The 24,953-nt window shown below is 65.6% G+C and carries 21 protein-coding genes and 1 tRNA gene; 13 read left to right on the forward strand and 9 right to left on the reverse strand.

Annotated features, from left to right (window positions below; all coding sequences use genetic code 11):
- Positions 1–275 precede the first annotated feature (275 nt).
- Positions 276–1,577, forward strand: a complete 1,302-nt coding sequence (gene rho, locus HLH28_RS10205; RefSeq protein WP_182958538.1) for a transcription termination factor Rho — start codon at positions 276–278, stop codon at positions 1,575–1,577.
- Positions 1,578–1,677: 100 nt separating this feature from the next.
- On the opposite strand, the gene HLH28_RS10210 is transcribed toward rho, so the two are convergent.
- Entirely contained in the window at positions 1,678–2,091 is a 414-nt protein-coding gene (locus tag HLH28_RS10210; RefSeq protein WP_182958540.1) for a hypothetical protein, read from the reverse strand.
- A 212-nt stretch (positions 2,092–2,303) separates the two neighbouring features.
- Between HLH28_RS10210 and HLH28_RS10215 the strand changes: the two genes are divergently transcribed.
- A complete protein-coding gene (locus HLH28_RS10215; RefSeq protein ID WP_246395934.1) occupies positions 2,304–2,930 on the forward strand; it encodes a YitT family protein in 627 nt (208 codons plus the stop codon).
- Between the two features lie 127 nt (positions 2,931–3,057).
- Here HLH28_RS10215 and HLH28_RS10220 read toward each other — a convergent pair whose 3' ends face one another.
- Together HLH28_RS10220 and HLH28_RS10225 are read right to left on the reverse strand one after the other, a co-directional pair.
- A complete protein-coding gene (locus tag HLH28_RS10220) occupies positions 3,058–4,029 on the reverse strand; it encodes a quinone oxidoreductase family protein (protein ID WP_182958544.1) in 972 nt (323 codons plus the stop codon).
- A gap of 34 nt (positions 4,030–4,063) precedes the next feature.
- Positions 4,064–4,525, reverse strand: coding sequence for a methylated-DNA--[protein]-cysteine S-methyltransferase (locus tag HLH28_RS10225; protein ID WP_182958546.1), 462 nt, complete (start codon positions 4,523–4,525; stop codon positions 4,064–4,066).
- A 161-nt stretch (positions 4,526–4,686) separates the two neighbouring features.
- Here HLH28_RS10225 and mnmE point away from each other — a divergent pair, with 161 nt between their 5' ends.
- From mnmE to HLH28_RS10255, 6 genes are all read left to right on the forward strand, one after another.
- Positions 4,687–5,994: a tRNA uridine-5-carboxymethylaminomethyl(34) synthesis GTPase MnmE gene (gene mnmE / locus HLH28_RS10230; protein ID WP_182958549.1), complete on the forward strand. Its 1,308-nt coding sequence runs from the start codon at positions 4,687–4,689 to the stop codon at positions 5,992–5,994.
- A 16-nt stretch (positions 5,995–6,010) separates the two neighbouring features.
- On the forward strand, positions 6,011–7,873 hold the full coding sequence (gene mnmG, locus HLH28_RS10235) for a tRNA uridine-5-carboxymethylaminomethyl(34) synthesis enzyme MnmG (protein WP_182958552.1): 1,863 nt from the start codon (positions 6,011–6,013) through the stop codon (positions 7,871–7,873).
- Positions 7,873–8,511, forward strand: a complete 639-nt coding sequence (gene rsmG / locus HLH28_RS10240; RefSeq protein WP_182958554.1) for a 16S rRNA (guanine(527)-N(7))-methyltransferase RsmG — start codon at positions 7,873–7,875, stop codon at positions 8,509–8,511. Before mnmG ends, rsmG begins: the two co-directional genes overlap by 1 nt.
- Entirely contained in the window at positions 8,474–9,319 is an 846-nt protein-coding gene (locus HLH28_RS10245) for a ParA family protein (protein ID WP_220790031.1), read from the forward strand. The genes rsmG and HLH28_RS10245 overlap by 38 nt, the downstream gene beginning before the upstream one ends.
- Complete coding sequence (locus HLH28_RS10250; protein ID WP_182958557.1) at positions 9,316–10,203, forward strand: ParB/RepB/Spo0J family partition protein; 888 nt, start codon at positions 9,316–9,318, stop codon at positions 10,201–10,203. Before HLH28_RS10245 ends, HLH28_RS10250 begins: the two co-directional genes overlap by 4 nt.
- A 97-nt stretch (positions 10,204–10,300) precedes the next feature.
- Positions 10,301–10,376: transfer RNA gene (locus HLH28_RS10255), tRNA-Lys, on the forward strand.
- 93 nt (positions 10,377–10,469) lie between these two features.
- On the opposite strand, the gene HLH28_RS10260 is transcribed toward HLH28_RS10255, so the two are convergent.
- Together HLH28_RS10260 and HLH28_RS10265 are read right to left on the reverse strand one after the other, a co-directional pair.
- Positions 10,470–10,628: a hypothetical protein gene (locus HLH28_RS10260; RefSeq protein WP_182958560.1), complete on the reverse strand. Its 159-nt coding sequence runs from the start codon at positions 10,626–10,628 to the stop codon at positions 10,470–10,472.
- A gap of 146 nt (positions 10,629–10,774) precedes the next feature.
- Entirely contained in the window at positions 10,775–11,212 is a 438-nt protein-coding gene (locus HLH28_RS10265) for a DoxX family protein (protein ID WP_182958562.1), read from the reverse strand.
- A gap of 691 nt (positions 11,213–11,903) precedes the next feature.
- Here HLH28_RS10265 and HLH28_RS10270 point away from each other — a divergent pair.
- The 4 genes from HLH28_RS10270 (at position 11,904) to HLH28_RS10285 (ending at position 16,770) form a co-directional block, all read left to right on the forward strand.
- A complete protein-coding gene (locus tag HLH28_RS10270) occupies positions 11,904–13,307 on the forward strand; it encodes a M20/M25/M40 family metallo-hydrolase (protein WP_182958565.1) in 1,404 nt (467 codons plus the stop codon).
- A 209-nt stretch (positions 13,308–13,516) separates the two neighbouring features.
- Positions 13,517–15,208 (forward strand): M28 family metallopeptidase, encoded by a 1,692-nt coding sequence (locus tag HLH28_RS10275; protein ID WP_246395937.1) that lies wholly within the window; start codon positions 13,517–13,519, stop codon positions 15,206–15,208.
- 154 nt (positions 15,209–15,362) lie between these two features.
- Positions 15,363–15,845, forward strand: a complete 483-nt coding sequence (locus tag HLH28_RS10280) for a hypothetical protein (RefSeq protein ID WP_182958571.1) — start codon at positions 15,363–15,365, stop codon at positions 15,843–15,845.
- 676 nt (positions 15,846–16,521) lie between these two features.
- A complete protein-coding gene (locus HLH28_RS10285) occupies positions 16,522–16,770 on the forward strand; it encodes a hypothetical protein (protein ID WP_182958841.1) in 249 nt (82 codons plus the stop codon).
- Positions 16,771–16,828: 58 nt separating this feature from the next.
- On the opposite strand, the gene HLH28_RS10290 is transcribed toward HLH28_RS10285, so the two are convergent.
- The 3 genes from HLH28_RS10290 to HLH28_RS10300 all read right to left on the reverse strand — a co-directional run bounded on the left by HLH28_RS10290 (position 16,829) and on the right by HLH28_RS10300 (position 23,132).
- The gene (locus HLH28_RS10290; protein ID WP_338029707.1) at positions 16,829–19,012 is read right to left on the reverse strand and encodes a TonB-dependent receptor; all 2,184 of its coding nucleotides are present in this window, start codon (positions 19,010–19,012) and stop codon (positions 16,829–16,831) included.
- Between the two features lie 319 nt (positions 19,013–19,331).
- A complete protein-coding gene (locus HLH28_RS10295) occupies positions 19,332–21,209 on the reverse strand; it encodes an NAD(P)-binding protein (RefSeq protein WP_182958578.1) in 1,878 nt (625 codons plus the stop codon).
- Positions 21,210–21,266: 57 nt separating this feature from the next.
- Positions 21,267–23,132: an NAD(P)/FAD-dependent oxidoreductase gene (locus tag HLH28_RS10300; RefSeq protein ID WP_338029708.1), complete on the reverse strand. Its 1,866-nt coding sequence runs from the start codon at positions 23,130–23,132 to the stop codon at positions 21,267–21,269.
- 377 nt (positions 23,133–23,509) lie between these two features.
- Here HLH28_RS10300 and HLH28_RS10305 point away from each other — a divergent pair, with 377 nt between their 5' ends.
- On the forward strand, positions 23,510–24,082 hold the full coding sequence (locus HLH28_RS10305) for a helix-turn-helix domain-containing protein (RefSeq protein WP_182958583.1): 573 nt from the start codon (positions 23,510–23,512) through the stop codon (positions 24,080–24,082).
- Between the two features lie 137 nt (positions 24,083–24,219).
- Here the strand turns inward: HLH28_RS10305 and HLH28_RS10310 are convergent, their stop codons facing one another.
- Positions 24,220–24,900, reverse strand: a complete 681-nt coding sequence (locus HLH28_RS10310) for an arylesterase (protein WP_182958586.1) — start codon at positions 24,898–24,900, stop codon at positions 24,220–24,222.
- Between the last annotated feature and the right edge of the window lie 53 nt (positions 24,901–24,953).

Below are 24,953 nucleotides of genomic sequence, written 5' to 3' on the forward strand. Positions count from 1 at the left end.
GCCGGTTCAAAAACTCCCTTCGGAAAACCCGTTTCCCGCGACGCGGCCACGCGCAGGCGTGAACGCGCCGCCCCCGCACCGGACTTGACCTTTCGGACAGGCATCCCTACTGTCGCCGTCATCGCTGACGGACTTCACCCGTTACGCGCCCCCTCCGTGTGGAACGATGTTGACCGGGTTCCGGTTTGTCCGGGCGTCTGGCTGGTGCCGGTGCACCTCCTTCGGGTCAACCTGTTCTCTCCCCGATCGTGACCTGCCCATTCAAGGCATCCTGAATGCATCTCGCCGAACTCAAGGCCAAAACGCCCGCGGACCTTCTGGCCTACGCCGAAAGCCTGCAGATCGAAAACGCATCGTCCCTGCGCAAGCAGGACATGCTGTTCGCCATCCTCAAGACCCTTGCCGACAATGACCAGGCGATCCACGGCGAGGGCACGCTGGAAATCCTGCCCGACGGCTTCGGCTTCCTGCGCTCGCCGGAAGCCAATTACCTGCCGGGTCCGGACGATATCTATATCTCCCCCAGCCAGGTGCGGCGTTTCGGCCTGCGGACCGGCGACACCGTCGAGGGGCAGATCCGCGCCCCGCGCGACGGCGAGCGGTACTTCGCGCTGCTGAAAGTCAACACGATCAATTTCGAGCCGCCCGAGGCTGTCCGCCACCGGATCAATTTCGACAATCTGACGCCGCTCTACCCCGAGCGCCGGCTGAAGATGGAGGTCGAGGCCAACGCCGTCGGCGGTGAACCCGAAAAGGGCACCAAGGGCAACAAGGGCCAGACCAAGGATTTCACGCCCCGCGTCATCGACCTGGTCTCGCCGATCGGCATGGGCCAGCGCGCCCTGATCGTGGCCCCGCCGCGCACCGGCAAGACCGTGATGCTGCAGAGCATCGCCTCGTCGATTTCCGCCAACCATCCCGAAGTCTTCCTGATCGTCCTGCTGATCGACGAACGGCCGGAAGAGGTCACGGACATGGCGCGCTCGGTCCGGGGCGAGGTCGTGTCCTCGACCTTCGACGAACCGGCGACCCGCCACGTCCAGGTGACCGAGATGGTGCTGGAAAAGGCCAAGCGCCTGGTCGAGCACAAGCGCGACGTCGTCATCCTGCTGGATTCCATCACCCGCCTGGCCCGCGCCTACAACACCGTCGTGCCGTCATCGGGCAAGGTGCTGACCGGCGGCGTGGACGCCAACGCCCTGCAGCGGCCCAAGCGCTTCTTCGGCGCGGCCCGCAATATCGAGGAAGGCGGATCGCTGACGATCATCGCCACCGCGCTGATCGATACCGGCAGCCGCATGGACGAGGTCATCTTCGAGGAATTCAAGGGCACCGGCAACTCGGAACTCATCCTCGACCGCAAGCTGGCGGACAAGCGCACCTTCCCCGCGATCGACATCACCAAGAGCGGCACCCGCAAGGAAGAGCTTCTGGTCGAACGGTCCGAACTGTCGAAGATGTGGGTCCTGCGCCGCATCCTGGCCCCGATGGGGACGATGGATGCGATGGACTTCCTGCTGGACAAGCTGAAATACAGCAAGACCAATCGCGATTTCTTCGACGCGATGAATACCTGATCGCCGGCCGGCATTACTCCGCCAATATGAAAACCCCGGTACCGGACCACGGTGCCGGGGTTTTTTCATGGCCGATCCGGCACAGCCAGGGGCCCGCCTGTCAGCGGGCGGCAAACGCAAGGACCATGCTGCCGCCAATGGGTAACGCCGCCCACCGGATGGCCAGATCGTCGACCTCCCGACGGATCGCCGCGACCTCGACCTCCGACACGTCGAATGCGGCATGGCCCCGGGCCGCGCAGGACAGCCGATACAGCGCAATCAGTTCGGCGGCCGCGCCGCGCCCCGACCAGAGCTCGGCCTGGATGCATTCGACCAGCCGCTCGACCGCCTCGGCCTCCCCCTCATGCGCCATCGCGTAGCCCGGGACCTCGTCCGCCGCCACCCTGGACAGGAAGCCGCGCCGGGCGATATTTTTCTCCACGGCATAATGGATCATGTCATGCGCGATGACCCCCTGCTTGGGACAGAGGATGTCCTCTACCGGGACGCACGTTCCTTCGATCCGCAACATGTCGTATTTCCCGGGATTTTTCATAAAGACCAGTTTCATCGGTCGGTCCCGTTCCAAAAAAGGGCCGGCGGCCCGGCCGGGGTCTCGCGTGACAGGGTGCCGGGCTGACCGGACCCGACGGCCATGGAAAATCGCGCCAGCATGCAGTACTCCATGCGACGGAACCACCATCCCCGCAGGGGACGTGACGTTGAGAAGGCAGCAGACCATCCATGGCAGACATGTCAAGCGCGGGCGTGACGACACCCCGCCCGCACAGCCGGGCCGAGGATATCTATGCCCTGATGGTGGGCTGCACGCTGATCGTCCTGGGGCTGCTGCTGCTGAAGACGGCCGGGCTGGTCACCGCGGGCACGGCCGGAATCGCGCTGCTGCTGTCCTATACGGTGCATCTTCCGGTCGGGCTTCTGTTCACCCTGGTCAATCTGCCGTTCTTCCTGTTTGCCGCACGGGCGATGAGCCGGACGTTCGCCTTCAAATCGTTCCTGGTGAATATCCTGATCTCGCTGTCGTCATTCGTGACGGCGCGGGCCATCCATATCGCCTGGGTGCATCCGGCCTTCGCGGCGGTGGCGGGCGGGACGGCGATCGGCATGGGGATTCTCGCCCTGGCGCGGCATGGCGCGGGCGTCGGCGGGACCGGTGTCCTGGCGCTGTGGCTCTATCGGCAGCGGGGATGGAATGCAGGCCTGGTGTCGCTGGCGTTCGACGTGGTGATCCTGACGGTCTCGGGCCTGCTGCTGGGGGCGGGTGGCCTGATCTGGTCGAGCTGCAGCGTGCTGGCCATCCACGGCATCCTGTTCACCTGGCACCGGCCGGGCCGCTACACCGGCTATTGAGGGCCTGGCTGTCTGCCTCCGGAGGCCCGAAACGCCCCAGGGCCACCGCCCATGATCGGGGCCCAGGGCCTCAGAGCCTGTTTGGAAATGCGCGCTGGTGGGTTCGGGCGACGCCCGACCTCACCCATCAGGGCAGCAGGATCGTACTGCCGGTCGTCAGCCGTGCCTCCAGGGCGCGCTGGGCGTCGGCGGCGTCGGCCAGGGGAAAGCGCTGGCCGATCCGCACCGACAGCACGCCCTGGCCGATCAGGCCGAACAGTTCCTCGGTCCCCTTCAGCAGGGCCGAACGCTGGGCGATATAGGTCGTCAGGCCGGGACGGGTCAGGTACAGGCTGCCGCGCGTGGCCAGCATTCCCACCGACACCCCCGTGACCTCGCCGGACGCATTGCCGTAGCTGACCATCAGCCCGCGCGGCGCCAGGCAGTCCAGGCTGGCCACGAACGTATCCTTGCCGATGCTGTCATAGACCACGGGCACCATCGCCCCGTCCGTCAGCTTGCGCACGCGCGCGGGCAGGTTGTCATGCCCGATCAGGATGTCGGACGCGCCGTTCTGCCGGGCCAGTTCGGCCTTTTCCTCGGTCGAGACCACGCCGATGACCCGTGCGCCCAGATGCCGTCCCCACTGGCACATCAGCAGCCCGACCCCGCCGGCGGCGGCGTAGACCAGGATCGTCTCGCCCGGCTTGACCTCATGCACCTCGCGCAGCAGGGCATGCACCGTCAGTCCGCGCAGCATGACGGCCGCCGCGACCTCCGATGAAATGAAGGGCGGCAGGGGCACGACGCGATCGGCGGCGATCGTCCGGACCTCCGCATATCCTCCCAGGGCCGTGGGATAGGCGACACGGTCGCCGGGGGCCATGTCGGTCACGTCCGCGCCGATGGCCTCGATCACGCCGGCGCCTTCCATGCCCAGGATGGCCGGCAGGGTCGGCAGCTTGTACAGGCCCTTGCGGAAATAGGTATCGATGAAATTGACGCCCATCGCCTCCTGCCGGATCAGGATTTCCCCCCGGCCGGGCACGGGCGTGGGCAGCGTTTCCAGCTTCAGGACCTCGGGACCGCCGTAATCGTGGATGCGAATTGCCCTGAACATGGCGTTTTCTCCGTTGGTTCTTGTGGCGTCTCTATCAGACCAGGGACGGGACGGCAGCGCCTTCCAGCCCCAGCAGGAACTGCTTGTCGGCCAACCCGCCGTCACCGGAGTAGCCGCCCAGCCCCAGGGCGGCGACGACGCGATGACAGGGGATCAGGATCGGAATCGGATTGACGCTGTTGGCCTGCCCGACCGAACGGGGCGACCCGCCGGCCGTCCGCGCGATATCGCGATAGGTCCGTGTCTGCCCCACCGGAATGGCGCGCAGGGCCTGCCAGACCTTCTGCTGGTAGGCCGTGCCGTACGGCGCCAGGGGCAGGTCGTCGAACGGATCGGCCGCCCCGTCGAAATAGGCGTCCAGACGGTCGCGGACGGCCCGCAGCAGGGGCGTTTCGTCCTGGTCGCGGCCCCAGCCCCAGTCCAGCGCCACGATCGCGCCGTCGTCTTCCGACAGGGTCAGGCCGCCCAGCGGCGAGTGCATCGAGAGTTGCGGCATTCCCTTGTCCCAGGATCATCCATCCATGCCCGGCGAACCCATATCCGCCGGAGGGAGGAAATTCTGTACTCTTCCGCCGGATGACGCCACATGCAAGAGGATAGCGCAGGATCACCCGCCAGCGGTGAACCCACGAACGGGGCAGGGACGGACATATACCCATGACGGCACGGGCAGGACATACGCCGATCTTCGCGCTGGCGACCGGTGCCGGACGGGCGGCGATCGCGGTCATGCGCCTGAGCGGGGCAGGCTGCGACGACATCCTGCGCAGCCTGTGCGGCGGGCTGCCTGCCCCCCGGCAGGCGTCGCTGCGCGGCCTGTGGCGTCGGGACGATCCCGTCGCCCCCGTCCTGCTGGACCGGGCGCTGGTGCTGTGGTTCCCCGGTCCGCGCAGCTATACCGGCGAGGACAGCGCGGAACTGCATCTGCATGCCGGGCCGGCGGTGATCGCGGCCGTGGCCGACGCCCTGGTGGCGCTGGGGGCGCGCCCGGCCGAACCGGGGGAGTTCACCCGCCGCGCCTTCGCCAACGGCCGGATGGACCTGGTCGAGGCCGAAGGGATCGCCGACCTGATCGAAGCCGAGACCGAGGCCCAGCGGCGTCAGGCGCTGGACCAGTCGGACGGGATGCTGAGCCGCCTGTATGACGGGTGGGCGGCGCGCCTGCGGGTTCTGCTGGCGCATCAGGAAGCGCTGATCGACTTCCCCGACGAGGATCTGCCGCCCGAGATCGAACGGGCGCTGCTGGGCGATCTGGCCGCCCTGCGGCAGGAGATGCAGGCCCATCTGGATGATGGCGGGCGGGGGGAGAAGCTGCGCCGTGGCCTGACATTCGCGATCGTCGGTGCGCCGAATGTCGGGAAATCGAGCCTGCTGAACGCGCTGGCCGAGCGCGAGGCCGCCATCGTGTCGTCCATCGCGGGAACGACGCGCGATGCGATCGAGGTGCGGGTGGTGCTGGGCGACGTGCCGGTGACCCTGATCGACACCGCCGGCCTGCGCGAGACGCATGACGAGATCGAAGCCGAGGGAGTACGGCGGGCGCTGTTTCACGTGAAACACGCCGATTGCGTGATCGCGATGTTCGACGGCGATGCGCCGCCCGACGATGTGGCGGCAGGGGCGATCCTGATCCGCAACAAGATCGACCTGGGGCCGGCGCCAGACGGCGCGATCGGGATCAGCGTGCATCACGGCCAGGGGATGGATATGTTGCGCGCCGCCCTGGCCGAGCGGGCACGGGCATTGACCGCGGCATCGGCCGGCCCGCCGCTGACCCGGGCACGCCATCGCGCGGCGATCGAAGAAACCGCTTCCCATCTGGCCACCGCACTGGATATGGACTGGCCCGAGATGCGCGGCGAGGACATGCGCCAAGCCATGCGGGCGCTGGGCCGCCTGACCGGCGCGGTCGGGGTCGAGGACCTGCTGGATACGGTCTTCGGCCAGTTCTGCATCGGCAAGTAGGAAGGGGAATTCTCGGGTGAAGGGCGAGCACGACGTCATCGTCATCGGGGGCGGCCATGCGGGATGTGAGGCCGCCGCCGCCGCCGCGCGCTGCGGGGCACGGACGCTGCTGCTGACGCACCGGCTGGATACGATCGGCGCCATGTCCTGCAACCCGGCGATCGGCGGCATCGGCAAGGGCCACCTGGTGCGCGAGATCGATGCGCTGGACGGGCTGATGGGGCAGGCGGCCGACCGCGCCGGCATCCATTTCAAGCTGCTGAACCGCTCGAAAGGGCCGGCGGTGCACGGGCCGCGCGCCCAGGCCGACCGGTCGCTCTATCGCCAGGCCATCCGCGACCTTCTGGCCGAAACCCCGAACCTGGATATCGCGGAAGGGGCCGCCGGCGACCTGGTCCTGGATGCCGCCGGCCACGCGGCCGGCGTGGTGTGCGAGGACGGGCGGCATCTGCGCGCCGGCGCCGTGGTGCTGACGGCGGGGACCTTCCTGCGCGGCGTGATCCATATCGGGCATGACAGCACCCCCGCCGGACGGGTTGGCGAGGCACCGGCCCAGGCCCTGGGCCAGCGGTTGCAGGCGCTGGGCCTGACGATGGGGCGGCTGAAGACCGGCACGCCCGCGCGCCTGGATCGCGCGACCATCGACTGGGACAATCTGGCCGAAGACCCGGGCGATGCGATGCCCGAACCGTTCAGCCGACTGACCGCCGCCATCACCAACCCGCAATTGTCATGCCGGATCACCGCCACCACGGCGCGCACGCATGAGCTGATCCGCGCGCATCTGCATCTGTCGGCTGTCTATGGTGGAGCCATCGCGGGGCGGGGGCCGCGCTATTGCCCCTCGATCGAGGACAAGGTGGTCCGCTTCGCCGAACGCGACAGTCACCAGATCTTCCTGGAACCCGAGGCCCTGCCGGGCAATCCGGGCGGCGACCTGGTCTACCCGAACGGCATTTCCACCAGCCTGCCGGCCGACGTGCAGGCCGAGATGATCCGGTCCATCCCCGGGCTGGAACATTGCACCATCGTGCGTCCCGGCTATGCGGTGGAATATGATTTCGTCGACCCGCGCGAACTGACGCCAGGCCTGGAACTGGCCGCCCTGCCGCGCCTGTTCCTGGCGGGGCAGATCAACGGCACCACCGGCTATGAAGAAGCGGGCGCCCAGGGCCTGCTGGCGGGCATCAACGCGGCCCGGCGGGCCGGCGGGTCAGCCCCCGTCAGCATCGACCGGGGGGCAGCCTATATCGGCGTCATGATCGACGATCTGACCACGCAGGGCGTTTCCGAACCCTATCGCATGTTTACCTCCCGCGCCGAATACCGGCTGAGCCTGCGTGCGGACAATGCCGACCTGCGCCTGACCGGACGCGGGCTGGATTGGGGTTGCGTGGGGTCGACGCGCGCGCGTCTGTTCCAGGCCGACCGCGACGCGATCGACGGCGCGATGCGACGCGCGGGCGACGAGAGCTTCCTGCCGGACAGGTTGAACCAGGCCGGGGTCCCGGTGTCCGCCGACGGGCGGCGGCGCAGCCTGCTGGACGTCCTGGCCACGGCGGCGGCGCCTGAGGCCATCGACCGCATCGCCCCCTGGTTCGCCGACCTGCCGACGCGCGTCCGCTGCCATGTCGAAACCGAGGCCCGCTATAGCGGCTATCTGTCTCGCCAGGCGCGCGAGATCCGACAACTGGAGGCCGACACGCGCATCGTGCTGCCCCATGACCTCGATTATCGCCGCATCGGCGGGCTGAGCACCGAAATGCAGGAACGCCTGGCCGCCGCCCGTCCCGCCAGCTTCAGCGCGGCGCAGCGCATTCCCGGCGTCACGCCATCAGCGCTGGTGGCGCTGCTGTCGCACCTGCGGCAGGTAGCGTGATGTTTCACGTGAAACCGAACGCGGGGGACGATGCCATGCTGTCGCCCGACCTGCGCCGGCGGCTGGATCTGTTCGCCGAGATCCTGACCCGCTGGAACGGACGGATCAACCTGGTGTCGCCGCGCGACCTGCCGCATCTGTGGGACCGCCACATCGCCGACAGCCTGCAACTGGCCAGCCTGATTCCGCCGGGGGTCCGGCTGGCGGACATGGGATCGGGCGGCGGCTTCCCTGGCCTGATCATCGCCATGGCGACCGAGGCCGAGGTGACCCTGATCGAATCCGATGTCCGCAAGGCCGCCTTCCTGCGTGAGGCCGCCCGGGTGGCAGGCGTGCGCGTGACCGTCGTCGCCCAACGGATCGAACGCGCGGACATCGCGCCGGTGCAGGTCGTCACCGCCCGTGCGCTGGCCGCCCTGCCGCAATTGCTGGACTGGGCCACCCGTTTTCTGGTCCCGGATGGATTTTGTCTGTTCCTGAAGGGCAGAAACGTCGAGGATGAGTTGACCTCGGCCGCTGCCGGCTGGCACATGGCCGTATCCCGATTACCAAGCCGCACCAACGCGGACGGTACCATACTCAGATTGGGCGATATCAGGCGTGTCAGACACTCAGAAGAACGTGCAGCGGGTCCATGACGCCGTGCGCGCTCCTCGTATTCTTGCCCTCGCGAACCAGAAAGGCGGCGTCGGCAAGACCACGACGGCGATCAACCTGGCCGCCGGACTGGCGGAGCAGGGATTTTCGGTCCTGCTGATCGACATCGATCCGCAGGGCAATGCCTCCACCGGGCTGGGTGTCGGCTATGACGCCCGCCGCCTGGGCACCTATGCCCTGCTGATGGACGAGACCGGGCCGGACGAGCTGATCCAGGCCACCGAAATTCCGAACCTGTCGATCATCGCGGCGGATACCGAACTGGCTGGCGCGGAACTGGAACTGGTCATGCAGGACCGGCGGGAATTCCGGCTGCGCGACGCCATCGCGCGGGCCGGGCAGGGATTCGATCTGATCCTGATCGACTGCCCGCCCAGCCTGGGCCTGCTGACCCTGAACGCCCTGGTGGCGGCCGATGGGGTCATCGTGCCCCTGCAATGCGAATTCTTCGCGCTGGAAGGCATCAGCCAACTGGTGCGAACGGTCGATCGCGTGCGCCGCGCCTTCAATTCCAGCCTGCATGTCGCAGGCATCGTGCTGACCATGTACGACCGGCGAAACAACCTGTCGGAACTGGTGGCCGCCGACGCGCGCGGCTTCTTCGGTGATCAGGTGATGGACACCCTGATCCCGCGCAATATCCGCATTTCCGAGGCCCAGAGCCATGGTCGCCCGGCCATGACCTACGACCCGAAATCCAGCGGTGCGATGGCCTATCAGGCCATGGCCGAAGAGGTGATGGCCCGGATGGGCGTCAGCAAACCCAAACGGAAGGCCGCACGGGCATGAGCACGAAGAAGGATCAGGCCCGTCCGCGCCTGGGCCGGGGCTTGGCGGCGCTGCTGGGCGACCAGGCACCCGCGATCGCCAGCGTGTCGGGCAAGGCGACCGGGGACCGGGGCGGCACCCTGCCTGTCGACCTTCTGGAACCCGGCCCCTTCCAGCCGCGCCAGGCGATGGAACCCGAGGCCCTGAACGAACTGGCGGATTCGATCCGCACGCGCGGCATCCTGCAACCGATCCTGGTCCGCCCGCACCCCGAACGCGAAAACGTCTTCCAGATCATCGCCGGCGAACGGCGCTGGCGCGCGGCGCAGATGGCCGCGCTGCACGAGGTTCCGGTGCATATCCGCGCGCTGGATGACGGCGACGCGATGGCCGCCGCCCTGGTCGAGAACCTGCAACGCGCCGACCTGAACGCGATCGAGGAAGCCGAGGGCCTGCAGCGGCTGCTGCAGGATTATCGCCTAACGCAGGAAGAACTGGCCGGCGCACTGGGTAAGTCGCGGTCCCATGTCGCCAACATGGTCCGGTTGCTGAACCTGCCAGGGGCCGTGCGCAGCGCCCTGCGCAACGGCGACCTGACCGCGGGCCACGCCCGCGCGCTGCTGGCCCATCCCGACCCCGTGGCGGCGCTGAAGATCGTCCTGGACCAGGGGCTGAACGTCCGCCAGACCGAGGCCCTGATCCAGAAATCCGCCCGTCAGCCGCAAAAGGCCGCACCCGCCGCCGCCGAGCGCAAGGACCCTGAAATCCAGGTGCTGGAGCGTGACCTGTCGGCCCGGCTGGGCCTGAAGGTGCAGATCGCGTTCGACGGGAAGGGGGGATCGATCCGCATCCTCTATCATTCGCTGGATCAGTTCGATGCGGTACTGTCCCGCCTGAACGGATGACGGGCCATCGGGAAACGGGGGATTTTTTTCAATAAACCCCCTTGCCCTCCCCGTGGTGCGCTGTTAGAAGCGCGTCACCCGAAAGGGCCAACTCCATGGGCGCATAGCTCAGTTGGTAGAGCAGCTGACTCTTAATCAGCGGGTCCAAGGTTCGAGTCCTTGTGCGCCCACCATGGAGCCTCCCCCATAATTCGTTTTTCGATCGTACCGCCGCAGCGGCAGAACGATTCATCGATCGAAGGGTGCAGGCGCGTTCTTCCACCCCCTCAATACGTGCCGCGTCGTTCCCTCTCCATCCGGTCATTTTCCAGCCGGAGTTTGCGTGCGCGCTCTGTGGCTTCGTCCGCCCGGGCCTGCAGCCATCTCGTAACGGGCTTCAGCGAACACAGCGCGATCAGGAACAGTCCCAGCCCCAGAAAAAACATCCGCACCCGTTTCCCATCTCGTGGATCCGCGAAAATTCTTATCCGGCCCTGCGTCCGCTGTCGATTGCGGCATGCATGCTGCGGGGCGGATCGCAAGGGGCGGCACGGCAGCAGACGCGATAGCCTATCCGGCAGGCCAGGCGGCCTTATCGCCGGATGTCGCTTCCGGTGCGCTGGCCAAAAGCCAGGGCGAAGCGGCCCGGCCCTGTGGCGGCCAGCGCCAACAGGCCGCCGATAATGCTGATATTCTTGTAGAAATGGATCATGTTGTCATAGCGCAGCATGCCGGACATGTTCCAGAATGGATGACCGATCAGGCCGGTAATCAGCGTGTAGGCCGCCAGGATCAGGGCCAGCGGCGTGGTCAGCACCCCCGCCACGATGGCCAGCCCGATCCCCAGTTCCGTCACAGTCGCAAGAACCGCCGCCAGTTCCGGAAACGGGGCATGGGTCTGCGCCATATAGGCGACGGCGCCGCCGAAATCGCTCAGCTTTCCCCAGCCCATCACCAGGAACAATGTTGCCAGAAGGAGACGGGCGGTCAAAAGAAGCGCGTCGCGGGAAAATGCGTTTATCGTGAACATGGCAGAGGCTTTCCGGTTTCTATGTTCTGCGGACCGGGGAGCCTCGCACCTGCTGCGATCATCGCCGGCCTGTCTGTTCGAAACCGTATCGTCCTGCCTGTCCTGGATAAATAGAAACAATATAAACTGTTTATTTCCATTTTTTATCTACAGGTCGAAACGGGCGCAGCCGTAGGCAAACCCTTGCCCCACCCGTTTGGAAAACCGGGACACGAACGGGATGCAAGGGCCGAGGCCCTTGCCGGGTTCGGGCAGCGCCCGACCTTACGAGGCAATCGCCCCGTGCGCCCTGATCTACACCCAAGGCCGGGCCACCACCTGGACATTCCGGCAGGGACGCGCGTCTGCCCGTTGACGCTGCACGGGCGCCTGCGCCTCGGCGCCGCCGAGGGTATCCAGGCCGCGCCCCTGGCCGACCTGGGACTGACCATCGCCTCCGACTGGATATTCCGCGCCAGAACTGGCAAATGGCCGCGTCCCGCGCGTGCTGGAGGACTGGGCGCTGCCGGCGATCGACCTGTGGGCGGTCTTTCCCGGGGCCCACCCGACCCGCGCGAAAGCCCGTGCCTTTATGGAATTCGTCAACACTCTTCTGGCAACGTCCCAGACCACACCTGTCGGGTGGACGGCGTCACTGGCGCACATCACCCAAATGACGTTACTCTGGCGCATTGGACAGGAGAGCGTTTCGATGCGGATAGCGATAACCGCCATGGCAATGGCGGCCACGATGACAGCGACGATGGCGGGCGCCGCCCATGCGGCCCCCGTGGAACATCCCCAGGCCGACAGCCAGGCGCTCGACCTCGCGGAAAAGGCCATCGCGCTGCGGTCGGTCATCGGACCCGGCAACCAGACGCCCCAGGTCGCGACGCTCTACAAGGCGGCGCTGGTCGCGGGCGGCTTTTCCGATCAAAATATCACGATCACGCCCGTCGACGACACGGCCTACCTGATCGCGCGCTGGCCCGGAAGCGATCCGTCGCTGAAGCCGCTGGTCATTTCGGGGCACATGGACGTGGTCGAAGCCAAGCCGTCCGACTGGCAGCGCGATCCGTTCAAGCCGGTGGTCGAAAACGGCTACCTGTTCGGCCGGGGCGCGACGGACATGAAGCTGGACGGCACGCTGGCCATCGCCGCGCTGAACGAGCTGAGACGGGAGGGATACAAGCCCCGCCGCGATATCATCATCGAATTCTCGGGCGACGAGGAAACGACGATGAAGACCAGCGCGATCATCGCCGGCAAGCTGTCGAATGCCGACCTCGTGCTCAACATCGACGGCGGCGGCGGCGTCCTGGACGAACATACCGGCAAGCCCGATTACTTCACCTGGAAGGGCGCCGAAAAGAGCTACGCCGATTTTGAAATGACAGTCACCAATCCGGGGGGCCATTCGTCGGAACCGCGTGCCGAAAACGCGATCGACCAGCTGGCCGCCGCGCTGTTGCGGATCCAGCATTATCAGTTCAAGCCCGAACTGAACGACCTGACCCGCAGCTATTTCCTGAACGCCGCGAAATGGGAGCCCGGGAAAATCGGCATCGCGATGCGCGCCTTTGCCGCGAATCCCGCCGACAGGAAGGCTATCGCCACCCTGACCGCCGACCCGTCCATGATCGGCAAGATCGGCACGACCTGCGTGGTGACCATGATCAATGGCGGCCACGCGCTCAATGCCCTGCCGCAACGCGCGACCGCCAATATCAATTGCCGCATCTTCCCCGGCCATCCTCGTGCCGCCATCATGGCGGAACTGGAAAAGGTCGCCGCCGATCCGAACGTACATTTCGCCGACGTCACCACGGGTTCGGTGGCCACCGACGCCTCGCCCATGCGCCAGGACCTCATCTCGGCCGTGGACAAGGCGATGAACGAGACCTATCCCGGGGTTCCGGTGTTTCCCAGCATGTCGTCGGGCGCCAGCGACAGCATGTGGTTTCGCAATGCCCACGTGCCCAGCTATGGCGTGAGCGCGCTCTTCATCAAGGAATCCGAGAATTTCAGCCATGGCCTGAACGAGCGCACGCCCATCGCCGGTATTCCGCTGGCGATCGATTATTACCTGTCGCTGTTCACCAGCCTGTCGCACTAGGAACCCAAGGGGGCCGCGGCCCCCAGGTCGGGCTTTGCCCGAACCCACCAGGGCCGGAGGCCCTGGACCCCGATCCTGAATCAGCGGATTGGTTTCCAAAGGCCCCTGGCCTTTGGCGGGTTCGGGCAGTGCCCGACCTTAAAAAAATCCTCATCAGATCATTCAAAGCCCGGCGCACGCGCCATACGCCCTGACCGGAGATGCATTCCATGATTTCTCGTCGTCCGTTCGCAGCCCTGATTCCCGTCGTGGCCCTTGCGACGCTGACGTCCGCGCACGCGGCCCCGCCCGCGTCCTCCCCCTGGGCGCCGGTCGATCCGGCCCGCATGTCGGCCGCGATCGGCACGCTTGCCTCCGACGACTTCCAGGGCCGTTCCCCCGCAACGGAAGGCGAGGCCCGGACGGTCGCCTGGCTGATCGCACAATATCGAAAGATCGGGCTGGAACCCGGTGGCGAGGCCGGCGGCTGGACCCAGGAGGTGCCGCTGCTGCGGACACGGATCGGGACGCCGTCGCGGCTCGACGTCACGATCGGCGGGGCGGCCATGCCGCTGGAGCTGAAGAAGGACGTCTATCTGGCGACCCTGTCGCCGGTCGAGCGGATCCGGATCGATTCCGCGCCGATGGTCTTCGTGGGGTATGGGGTGCATGCACCCGAACGCCAGTGGGACGATTATAAAAATGTCGATCTCAAAGGCAAGATTGCCGTCTTCCTGATCAACGATCCGGATTTCGACGCCAGGCCGGGCGAACCCGTCGCCGGACGGTTCGGCGGCCGGACGATGACCTATTACGGCCGCTGGACCTATAAATATGAGGAGGCCGCGCGGCGCGGCGCCATCGGCGCGCTGATCGTGCATGATACGCCGGGCGCCTCCTATCCCTGGACGACGGTGATCGCGCCGGGTGGCGAGGCGTTCGATATCGTGCGCGACAACACGACCGACAGGCCGGTGCCGCTTCAGGGCTGGCTGGAAGGCGACGCCGCGACGCGCCTGTTCGCCCGCGCCGGACTGGACCTGGCGACCCTGCGCGTGAAGGCGCGCGACCCGGCGTTCCAGCCCGTGACGATTCCGGGCGCGACCCTGACCGCGGATGTTCCGGTTTCGGTCGCCCATCTGCGCAGCCACAATGTCATCGGCAAGCTGACCGGCGCGAAATATCCCGGCGAGACCGTCATGTACGGCGCACATTGGGATGCCTTCGGCGTCGGTACCGACACGCAGGGCCGGCCGGTGATCCGGCGTGGCGCCATCGACGACGGGTCGGGAATCGCCGCCGTCCTGGAAATCGCCCGTGCGTTCAAGGCCGGTCCGAAACCGGCCCGGACGGTGATGTTCGCGTCCTGGACGGCCGAGGAACGCGGGTTGCTGGGTTCGACATGGTACGCGGCGCATCCGCTGGCGCCGCTGGCGAAGACGGCGGCGAATTTCACCATCGACGTGCTGCAGATGGCCGGCCCCGCCCATAATGCCTTCGTCATCGGCGCCGGGCAGGACAGCCTGCAGGACGACCTCGCGACCGCCGCCGTTTCGCAGGGTCGCACCGTGCAGCCCGAGACCCGGCCCGAACGCGGCGCGTTCTATCGCGCCGACCATCTGCCCTTCGCCCGCGCAGGCGTGCCCGTCGTCGCAATGATGGACATGGCCGGCCCCTACGACCTTCTGTCGGGCGGGGTCCCGGCCGGCGAGGCATGGCTGAAGGCCTATATGGCCTGCTACCATCAGGCCTGCGATGCCTGGAGCGCGAACTGGGACCTGCGCGGCGCGGCCGAGGACGCGGCGCTGGTCTACCAGGTCGGGCGCGCTGTCGCATTCTCGCATGACTGGCCGCAGTGGAAGGCGGGCTCCGAATTCGCCGCCATTCGCGCGGAGAGCGCTGCCGAACGGGGTGGGGAGTAAGAGGAACTCAAGGGGCTTTGCCCCTTGGACCCCAGCATTTGACATCCGGTCATTCCGGGATCTCGAGGCCGGACATATTGTTTCTCTTTGAATCATGACTTCGGGGCCGGGCGCCTTATCGTGACAGGGGTATCCTTGTCACGATGGAACGCTCATGCTGCGGCATATCTTTGCTGGATTGGCCTGCCTTTCTCTGGAATCGGTCGTGGTTCCAAGCTGCGCGGCCACACTCCTGACCGATGACGTCAAGGACGGGGCGTCGCCGACATATTATTCCGGGCAGTGCGGCGGCCGGTTCGCATGCTCCCGCCTCGGCGTCACGATCGGGAACGGCAGCCTGACGATCGACATGACGAACCTTTTGAAGGACGGCAGTCCGGCCTCTCTCGACGGCGACCTCCTGGACGAGGACGACGACCACGCCACCTATGCCCTGCGCACGCTGAAATCCCGCTTCACGCATCTGGATTTCGGCATCAACGCCTTTCGTTCGACGACGGCGCCGCGAAGCACATGCACCGTCCGCTATCGCGACAAGACGTTTTCAAGCCTGGACTGCACCTATTACGTCGGCAATGATTTCGGCGATTTCGAACCGACGCAGTTCAGCTTCTTCCGGCGGGCCGGCACCCCCTGACCCCGGGCCGGGGTATTGAACGATATGTTTCGTACAGCGCAGAAACAGCATCGGATTATCACATTTCGTGACATTCCCGAGGCTCGTCCCCCACGCCCTTTTCAACGATGATGACCTCGGCCCGAACAGGGAGTATCCGATGCCGAACCAGTCCGTCATATCGCGTGCCTGCCCTGCAATGGACCGGTCGACCTTCGGCAGGAAAAAGGCATGAGGCGCAGGAGGCTGTTTGAAAATGCGGGCCGCGCCGCGCCCGGCGTGTATTTTCGGACGCCGGAGCGCAATGCAGGAAACGCGCGTCGGATTGCCGTCGGCCCATATTTTCAGACAGGCTTCAGGACGTCGATACTTGGCTGCCTGGCCCTTCTTGCGACCTTGGGGGCCTGCAGCCCGTCCCCGGACGAAAATCCGTCGCAATGCCGGCGTGGACCACCAGGATCGCGGACAGGAGAGGGCGGTCACGGCGGGTTCGGTGGCCTGCATGGCGGCGGCCTGGGGTCCCCCGGTGGCGGCATGATGGGCGGCCGTTTCGGCGGCGGTTTTGATTCCGGCCACCGACAGGGTGGCCCGGGCCGCTGCGGACCGCGCCCGGGCGATGGGCCGGACCGACAATCCTCTGCCGCGCCAGGCAGGACGTCCGACAGGCAGGAGACCGTTACCTCTTCGGATATCCAGATTGGCGATCCGCGTTGACGTCCCGTTCCCCATGAAGCGCACGTTGCCGTTTCTGTGCGGCCTGGCCCTCCTGGCCGGATGCGCCTCGCCGCCTCCGGCACGCGACGATGATGGCCTGCCCGTCATCGACGGTCCACGCGGAAACCGCTCGGCCGGCGGCAGGGGAGGCGGCCAGGGCGTCTGGTCCGATATTCTCCGCACCGCCATGCAGACGGGCATGCAGGCCGGCATGGGAATGCTGCACCATTGATCGCATCCGGAAGCTGACAGGCCCCGCGGATGGTCCGGCGCAAGCTTCTCCGGCCCATTCAGAATGACGCGCTGACGGTACCAAAAAACTGCCGGACCGCGCCGCGCTCCAGCGACTGATAGTCGCCGCTCAGCGGGTTGCCGTTTTCGCCCATCATCGAAATATATTTCGTATTCAGCAGATTATAGACGTTGAACCCGACGGACAGATTCTTCAGCGGCCCGTACTCTCCGAAATGGTACTTCGCCCCGAGCGTCACGAGCCAGTAAGCGGGGACGGACGTATCGTTAACGTAGGAGAAATAGCGTTTCGAGTAGTAATTGGCGTCGATATGCGCTTCGGCGCCTTTCCAAGCATAGCTCAGGCTGGCTTTGTACATGACCTGCGGAAAATTGACGACCTTCTTGCCCTTCATGGCGTAGACGGCGTCCGGTTCAACGAGGTCGCGACCGTAGGTGGAATGATTGTAGCTCACGCTGTTGTAGATGGAGAGGCCCCGGAACGGTCGAAGGGTCAGTCCCGCGTCCATCCCGTACATCGAGATGCTGCCGGTATCGACCATGGTCGTGATGGGGAAATTCAGCGTGCCCTCCGTCGCCTGCTGAAGCCTGTGGCGGACGTCGGCGTGATAACCGTCCAGCGAGGCCGTCACGACAGGCGAAGTGTAGCGGTATCCGACGAGGTAGACCCAATCCTTTTCCGGTTTAACCGAATGCTGGAGCGTCCTGAAGGCGTCCTGATTCTGCACGCCCCAGAGCGAGCCGCTGCCCCAGGGCGCGACGGCATAGCCCCGCATGTTCTCGGCCACGTCGAAATACAGTTCGTGACCGGGGAGAAACCGCCAGTTCGCGCTGACGTTGGGCAGGAAGGCGGACGCGGCGGTCATGCCGCCGTTCGCCAGCGCGGCCTCACCGGTGTAATCGGTGTTGTTGTAATTCGCACCGCCCGACGTGCTGACGATCATGCTGCGGAACCCGGCGTGGATATCCAGGTTTTTCAGGACATGATAGGTATCTGCCAGGAAATACTGGAAGGTGTTGGTCGTCCATTTGAAGTCATAGGATGTCAGGAAGGCAGGACCGTACGTGTTGTACGGCCCTACGGTCTTGAGCGGCGCGCCCTGTCCCAGAAGCGGCTCGTTGAAGAAATACTGCCCTGATTCCTGATTGTTGTTTTCCAGCCAGATTCCGGTGTTCAAGCTGTTGCGCGCGATGTCGTAGCGGACGGCCGATGTCATGCCGTAGCGGACCTCCCGCGATTCCCATACCTGTTCCGAGAAGGGGGCCCCGGTGGCCGAGGGCTGCCACGGATCGCCGTAGGTGGTGTAGAGGACTTCGCTGTTTCCATAGAAGTTGGTTTGCCAGCGCAGGTGATCGGTCATCTCGAAATCGAGATTGAGCGCGCCGAGATAGGAAACCTGATGCTGCCCGCCGTCATAGAGGCTGACCGACCAGGGTTCCTGACCGGTGATCTTGTCGTATCCCGGCGGAAGGTAGGTTCCCTGGGCGACGTGATAGGCGGTGGCGTAGTCGGGATAGAAATACTCCGTGCGCCAGCCAAGCTTGTTCAGGATTTCAAGAGACTGGTCGGCATAACCCCACTGCGAGTTGTTCGACCAGTTCATGAAGGCGGACACCCTGGACGCGTTATTGACGGGCTGGACAAGCTTCGCCTCCGCCTGTTGCCCGAGCTGGTTGCCGTAGCCCTTCCATTTCTGCGTGTCGGAGCGTGCATAGGCCAGGTACATCTTCGTGCCGGTCCGGTTCATCGCGCCGGTGTCAAAACGGCCGTACGTCCGGAAGGAGGAATTGCTTCCGAAAACCTGCGACACTTTTCCGCCCATTTTATCCGCCGGGTCGTCGCTGACGAAGCGGATCGCACCGCCGAGATTGGTGTTCGACGGAACGTCGACGGCGCCGCCGCCCTGGGAGACCGACATAAAGCCGATATCATCGGTGATGATGGCCTGGCTGACATTCAGGCCGCTGATCGTATTGTAGGACTGATCATTAAGCGGGACGCCGTCGAGCGTCATGCCCAGCCGGTCCCAGAAGAAGCCACGCATGTAGAGGCTGCTCGACCAGGCGTCGAGCCCCAGCGCGTCGCTGGAACTGAAGCTGAGGCCCGGCGTGCGGGCGGCGAGGATCTTGAGCGGGTTCGTGCCTTCGACGAACTGTTCCATGACGGCCTTGCCGACGGCTTCCTCGCTGCCGTGCGAGACCGCACGGCTGGTCTGCACCACTATGGATTCGCTGTCCGGCCTCGGTGCGGCCGGAGGCATATGCCGTGTTCGCGCGGCTGCGTTCGGGCGAGCGGCAACCGGACCGGCCGCTGCCGGTCCGGGATGATGCCGATGGGATGTCGCGGATGCCTGGGGAGACATGGTGGCAGCCCAGGCGGTGGACGTGAGAAGCACGGCCGAGCAAATGCCTGTGGAGCAGCGAACGAGCAGGCATGACGACAGGCGCGACGTCGCGCGGTGAGTATATGCCATGATTATTACCCTATCTTTGCTGCGGCGGGACAGCGCGGGATGTCGAAACGTTCGGAGACGTGTCTTTCTAGGTATAGCCCCGGCTGACCAGGCATTCCTGGACAGCGCGTTCCGCCTCGTCGATTGCGATATTCGTAAAGGCCGACGCACCTGAATCCGCGTTGGCGATGGCGATCCGGCCGAAGGGGCGGCGGCCGACGACATGCGGCTGTTCGGCCTCCGGGAATTCGGGGTCGCCAAGCGTGTCGTATGTGTATGCGTATCCATGCGGCCACCGGTTGACGGTCAGGCCGAGGATGTCCTGTTCCTCGTTGAAACCATGCGGTCCGAAAATGCGCTGAAGCTGCGCACGCGTTTCCTTCTCTATGGTCTCGAACGATGTCGCGAGCATTTCCGCCCGGCCCATGCGGTTCTGTTCCTTGCGCGGATGGCCGGGAAAATTCGGATTGCGCAGCATGTGGAGCGTGACGGGCTCGTCGGGCGAAAGTACTGTCTCGAATGCGCCGAAGCGCGCCGGGCTGTCGAGAAGCAGGTGCTGATAGTAGCCGTGCGGAACGCTGAGGCTGCTGATGCCGGCCTGCTTCCAGGCACGCCAGTTGCCGAGGACGACGCTGGTGTACATCATCGGCACCTTCGACGGATATTTCAGCGCCTCTTTCTGAGGGTCGGGCAATTCCGGAACGATGTAGGGAATGATGTTGTTGAAGCAGGCCAGGACCACGTTCTCGGCCGTGACCGCATGGCGTGCCGGGTCGGAGCCGTCCGGCTTCTGATACACGATACGCACCGGCGCCTTTCCGGCGGCCTTGTCCTGCGCGCTGGCCCCCCCGACATGTTCGACCCGCACAACCATCTGTCCGAGCCGGATGCGGACCGGCGATCCGGCCCTGTCCAGTTCGCCGTAATCCGCCTGCGCCGTTACGATGCTTTCCATGTTCTGCGGCGTTCCGAAGACTGCGGAAACCAGCTGGCTGACGAGCAGGCGGGCGATGGAGGCGTTGCCATCGGGGAAATGAAAGACAGGGGAATCGTCGACCGGGTCCTGCTCGATCCCCATGCCCGCGAAGCCCGGCGCGCCGTAGCGCATGGCCATGAAGGCGGGACAGCTGTCGACACGCATGTTGTTGCGATATCCGTCGCCATGGAAGAAGGCGACGGCCTGGTCGGGCAGTTTCGCGTAGTTTCGAAGAAAGGTTTCATAGCTGATGGATTGCAGGAGAACCCGGCGGGCCCGCGGCGTCATGCCGGGCAGGAAGTTGACGCGCGGGTCGTGCAGATGGATGAGCGCCCGGCGGGACGGTTCGTCCAGCGGGGCGTCCTTCCAGAACGACGCCGGTGCATTCGGTGTATAGCCCGCCAGGATGCGATCGGCCGTGAAATGGTCGCTGTCGAAGAAGACACCCCGATTCATGCCGGAGAATATCCTGGGCTGCTCGATTCCGCCGGTGCGGGACAGGTCGACGCCGAGCTCGGAAAGCAGCGACTTTGCCGTGAAGCTGTAGGGGAAGGGCGATTCGATGCTCATCGTGCCGCCATAGGACAGCAGCGTGCGCCCCTGGATGCGGTACTCGTTTCTTTTGGCATGGCCGCCGAAATCGTCGTGATTGTCGATGACGAGAACGCGCGTGGCCGGCCCGAGCGCGCGACGATAGAACCAGGCGGCGCTGAGCCCGGAAATTCCGCCGCCGACAACGACAAGATCGTAATGTTCGCCGGTGTCGCGGGCCTGAACGGGCCCGGTGAAGCCGCCGTCGCGTGCGACATGGGCGATTTCGAACGAACCGGGATACTGGCCGCGCAGACCCTGCTTCAGCGGCGGATCGTCGGCGCGGGCGGTGGTGGAATCCGCTGCCGAGGCGGCGTATGATCCGCCCAGCAGGCCGGAGAGCGTGACGGCGGAGACACCGTTTATGAAGTCTCGTCGTGTTATGGAGGATCTTTTCATTTCGGAAACCTCTTTCCACGGGTGATGCACTGTCGCCTGCCGGGGCGGGCATCCGGTTCAGAAGGTGGCCGGACCGGGGGATGGCGGGACGAAGGGAAAAACCTGGCGGTCGAGCAGTTCGGCGACGGCGCGATGAGCGGCCTCGAACGCGGCGTCGGTATGGGGACTGGCGGCGGAATCCGCATTGGCGATGGCGATGCGGCCGAAGGGCTGGCGGCCGGTGACGCAGGGGCGGCTTTCCGATGCGGTGAAAACCCATTCGGGCGGGTCGTAGAGACTGTTGTAGGTATAGGCGTAGCCGTGCGGCCAGCGATTGACGGTGATCGCCGCGATGTCCCTGTCCGCGTCGAAGCCGCCTGGTCCGAGGATATGTTGCAGTTGTCCCCGTATTTCCCTCTCGAAGGTGTCGAAGGAGGTGGCAAGGAGCATGGCGCGGCCGGCGCGATGCTGATCGCGTTTCGTCGGCAGGCCGGGCGCCCCGAAGGTCTTGATCATGCGCACGACGTTCGGCATCGCGGGGTCGGATGGCGCCTTGAGGCCGCCGAGCGACGCCGCTTCGGCAAGCTGCACCTGTTCGAAATACAATGTCGGACAATCGACCTCGGCGACACGAAGTTCATGAAAGGCGCGCCAGTTCCGGATCGCGACGTTGGCGTAGACGATCGGCCCCTTGACGCCGTAGGCGAGGGCGTCCTTCTGATGCGCCGGCATGGTCGGCACGAGATAGGGGATGACCATGTTCCAGCAGGCAAGCACGACCTGCCGGGCGCGAATGCGGGTGATCGTATCCGGATGCGGGTTGCCGGCCGGGGCGCAGAGGATGGAGACGGTTTCGGCCTGATCGGGCGGCCCGTCATGCGCGACGTTCAATGCCAGGGTGGACAGGCGGATGCGCGTCGGATTGCCGGCGAGATCCAGCCTCGCATAGTCGAATGTCGCCGTTCCCATCTCATCCTGGGTCCGCGCCCTGGTGGCGCCAGGGACGAGCGAGGCGACCAGGAGGCGGGCCAGGGTGGCGTTTCCGTCCGGAAAATGCACGGACTCACCGCTTTCGGCCTGCCTGCCGTGCTGTCCGCCGGGAAGATCGGACAACAGGCCTTCGGGCAGTTCACCCAATCCGAGGCCGGAAAAACCGGGATAGCCCATCGCCCAGGCAAACAGGGCCGGCATGGCATCGGCGCCGACACAGAAGACGCCCGCCCCGGCCTTGCTGAAGATCCACGCGACGGACGGATCGACCTTGGCGCAATCAAGCAGATAGCGGTCGTAGGCCATGGTCGCGAGGCGCTTCTTCTTTTCCGCGACGCTGGCACCGGCGAGATAGTCGGGTTGCCGCGACGCCAGCAGCCTGGCCAGATCGGCGCGGGCTTTTTCGCCGAGCGGCGCGTTCGCGACGAAATCGGGGCCGAAGCCGTACCAGGATGTGCCGGGCGGGACGTGTCTGGGAACGAGTGCGTCGGAGGCCCAGCTTTCCCGGTCGAAGAAAAAGGCGCGATCCATGCCGAGCCGTTCGTGCAGGCCGGCCTCCCGCCGGTTCTCGCGCAGGTAGGCGGAAATATCGACACCGATCTCGTCGAGTATGCGTTTTGCCCATTCGTTGTAGCGGGCAGGGGATTCGATTTCGAGCGTGCCGCCGTTGAGGGCCAGGAGGCGGCCGTCGACGACGAATTCGTTGCGTTTGGCGTGCCCCCCGAAATCATCATGATTTTCGAGGATCAGGACGGATTTGCCCGACCCTGCGTAGCGGTGGAAGAAATGGGCGGCGGCCAGGCCGCTGAGGCCGCCGCCGACCACGACGAGATCGTAGAGTTCGCCGTCGTCGTGCCCGCCGGTCGGCCGAAGGGTACCGTCGCGCAAGGCATGGGCGGCTTCGAACGCGCCGGGATGGCTGCCGCGCAGGCCGGTCCTGCGGGGCGGCGGCACGCTGTCCGGGTCGGTGGCGCCGAAAGCGGGGAATATGCTGCAGGAGACGGTGGCGCATGCCGCGGCAGTCGTGACGCCGTTGATGAAATCCCGTCGCGTGATCGCGGGCCTTGTGGTCGTGGACCTTTGTCCTGACCCGGGGGGCGGGCATCCGGGCCTTGGATCGGGTCGGTCGGACATGGACGTGCGACTCCGTAGCATGTTTCCTGACGACCCGGTATTTACGGTTGAGGCATGCCGGACGGCGGGAAAGACGCAAACAGTGCGTGAGTGATGAGTTCGTTATAGTATCGTGATGAAACGAGTGCAAGATTTTTTACTATAGTGAAAAAATAGATGTATCTGGGCGTGCGATTATCGGTTCGTGAAGGATGTGCATGGAAAATCTGGACGGCGCCCTGGGACGGCGCCTGCGTGAACGGAGAAAGTCGCGGGGGCTGTCGCTACAGCAGATTGCCGATCAGGTCGGGATTTCGGTCGGGCATCTGAGCCAGATCGAGCGCGGCATGTCCTCGCCGTCCGTGCGGGATCTGATTCGTATCGCGGAAATTCTGCAAACTTCGGCAGGGGAGCTACTGGACCTGTTCGAAGAGCCGTCGCGGGACCGGATTGTGGTGCGACATGCGCAGCGGCCGGCTGTCGCGCTGAAGAACGGGATCACGAAACTGCTGCTGACGCCGCATGAGGAGGCGCCGCTGAAAATGTTCATGGTGACCCTGGCGCCGGGCAGCACGACGGGCGACGAATTATACGCACATGAAGGAATCGAAGCCGGACTGGTTCTGGAGGGCCGGATCCGGCTGATCGTGGAACACCGGGAGATGCTGGTGGGCCAGGGCGACAGCTTCCGCTTCACGAGCGATCGGCCTCATCGCTTCATGAACGCTCATGACGGGGAGAGCCAGGTGCTCTGGGTGAATTGCTCGATGCTTCCCGTGCATCTGGTCTGATATCCGACAACCGCGCTGCGAGGCGGCTTCGCATACCATCGGGATCTGGGCGTTTCCCATCCGCCGTCTTTAAGGCATGCCTCGGGGCGCTGCGCTGAAACCCGCCAAAGGCCGGCGGCTTTGGGAGCCGATCTGTTTTATTCGTGATCGGGTTTCGGGGTCTCGGGCACTTCCGGCTGGTGCGCCATCCGTGCCAGATGCTCGACCATCGGGGTCAGGCGGCGGACGATCAGCCGGACGCCGTTTGGGTTGGGATGGATATGGTCGGCCTGGACCAGACCGGGATGGGCCGCCACGCCATCGAGGAAGAACGGATCCCACAGGATGCCCGGGCGGTGCGACAGGCGGTCGAACACCGCGCGGAAGGATTGCGCGTAAGGGGCACCCATGTTGGGCGGCGCATACATGCCCGACAGCAGCACCGGCAGATGCAGCGCCTGCAGGCGATCGAGAATGGCCGTTATGTTGCGCTCCATCCGCGCCGGGTCCAGGCCCCGCAACCCGTCATTGCCGCCCAGTTCGACGATGACCGCATCCGGCCGGTCGCCCAGCGCCCAGTCCAGGCGCGCGAGGGCATCGGTGCTGGTATCGCCCGACACGCCGCCATCCAGCACCGTGATCCGATCGCCCCGCGCGTCGAGCGCGGCCTGGAGCTGCGCGACGAACCCGTCGCCATGCGCCAGGCCATAGCCCGCGATCAGCGAATCCCCCAGCGCGAGGATCCGGACCGGCCGGTCCGCGCCGTCCGCCGCCCGGCCGGGCGGGGCCATGCACACCGCGCCGCACAGGCACAGGGCGGCAAAAAGGGTTCGGGCCATTCGCCCCGGCCATGTAGCGTATGAGACGGGGCAACCCGGATTGTCGGAAGGAT

The organism is Gluconacetobacter tumulisoli, assembly GCF_014174155.1.
Classification (GTDB): Bacteria; Pseudomonadota; Alphaproteobacteria; order Acetobacterales; family Acetobacteraceae; genus Gluconacetobacter; species Gluconacetobacter tumulisoli.

Bases quoted from the DNA above. Each gene is read 5' to 3' on its own strand.
- HLH28_RS10295 (WP_182958578.1), bottom strand. From the start codon at position 21,209: ATGAAAAGATCCTCCATAACACGACGAGACTTCATAAACGGTGTCTCC.
- mnmE (WP_182958549.1), top strand. From the start codon at position 4,687: ATGACGGCACGGGCAGGACATACGCCGATCTTCGCGCTGGCGACCGGT.
- rho (WP_182958538.1), top strand. From the start codon at position 276: ATGCATCTCGCCGAACTCAAGGCCAAAACGCCCGCGGACCTTCTGGCC.
- HLH28_RS10250 (WP_182958557.1), top strand. From the start codon at position 9,316: ATGAGCACGAAGAAGGATCAGGCCCGTCCGCGCCTGGGCCGGGGCTTG.
- HLH28_RS10220 (WP_182958544.1), bottom strand. From the start codon at position 4,029: ATGTTCAGGGCAATTCGCATCCACGATTACGGCGGTCCCGAGGTCCTG.
- HLH28_RS10215 (WP_246395934.1), top strand. From the start codon at position 2,304: ATGGCAGACATGTCAAGCGCGGGCGTGACGACACCCCGCCCGCACAGC.
- HLH28_RS10270 (WP_182958565.1), top strand. From the start codon at position 11,904: ATGCGGATAGCGATAACCGCCATGGCAATGGCGGCCACGATGACAGCG.
- HLH28_RS10275 (WP_246395937.1), top strand. From the start codon at position 13,517: ATGATTTCTCGTCGTCCGTTCGCAGCCCTGATTCCCGTCGTGGCCCTT.
- HLH28_RS10225 (WP_182958546.1), bottom strand. From the start codon at position 4,525: ATGCCGCAACTCTCGATGCACTCGCCGCTGGGCGGCCTGACCCTGTCG.
- HLH28_RS10265 (WP_182958562.1), bottom strand. From the start codon at position 11,212: ATGTTCACGATAAACGCATTTTCCCGCGACGCGCTTCTTTTGACCGCC.
- HLH28_RS10260 (WP_182958560.1), bottom strand. From the start codon at position 10,628: ATGTTTTTTCTGGGGCTGGGACTGTTCCTGATCGCGCTGTGTTCGCTG.
- HLH28_RS10280 (WP_182958571.1), top strand. From the start codon at position 15,363: ATGCTGCGGCATATCTTTGCTGGATTGGCCTGCCTTTCTCTGGAATCG.
- HLH28_RS10305 (WP_182958583.1), top strand. From the start codon at position 23,510: ATGGAAAATCTGGACGGCGCCCTGGGACGGCGCCTGCGTGAACGGAGA.
- HLH28_RS10210 (WP_182958540.1), bottom strand. From the start codon at position 2,091: ATGTTGCGGATCGAAGGAACGTGCGTCCCGGTAGAGGACATCCTCTGT.
- rsmG (WP_182958554.1), top strand. From the start codon at position 7,873: ATGTTTCACGTGAAACCGAACGCGGGGGACGATGCCATGCTGTCGCCC.
- HLH28_RS10310 (WP_182958586.1), bottom strand. From the start codon at position 24,900: ATGGCCCGAACCCTTTTTGCCGCCCTGTGCCTGTGCGGCGCGGTGTGC.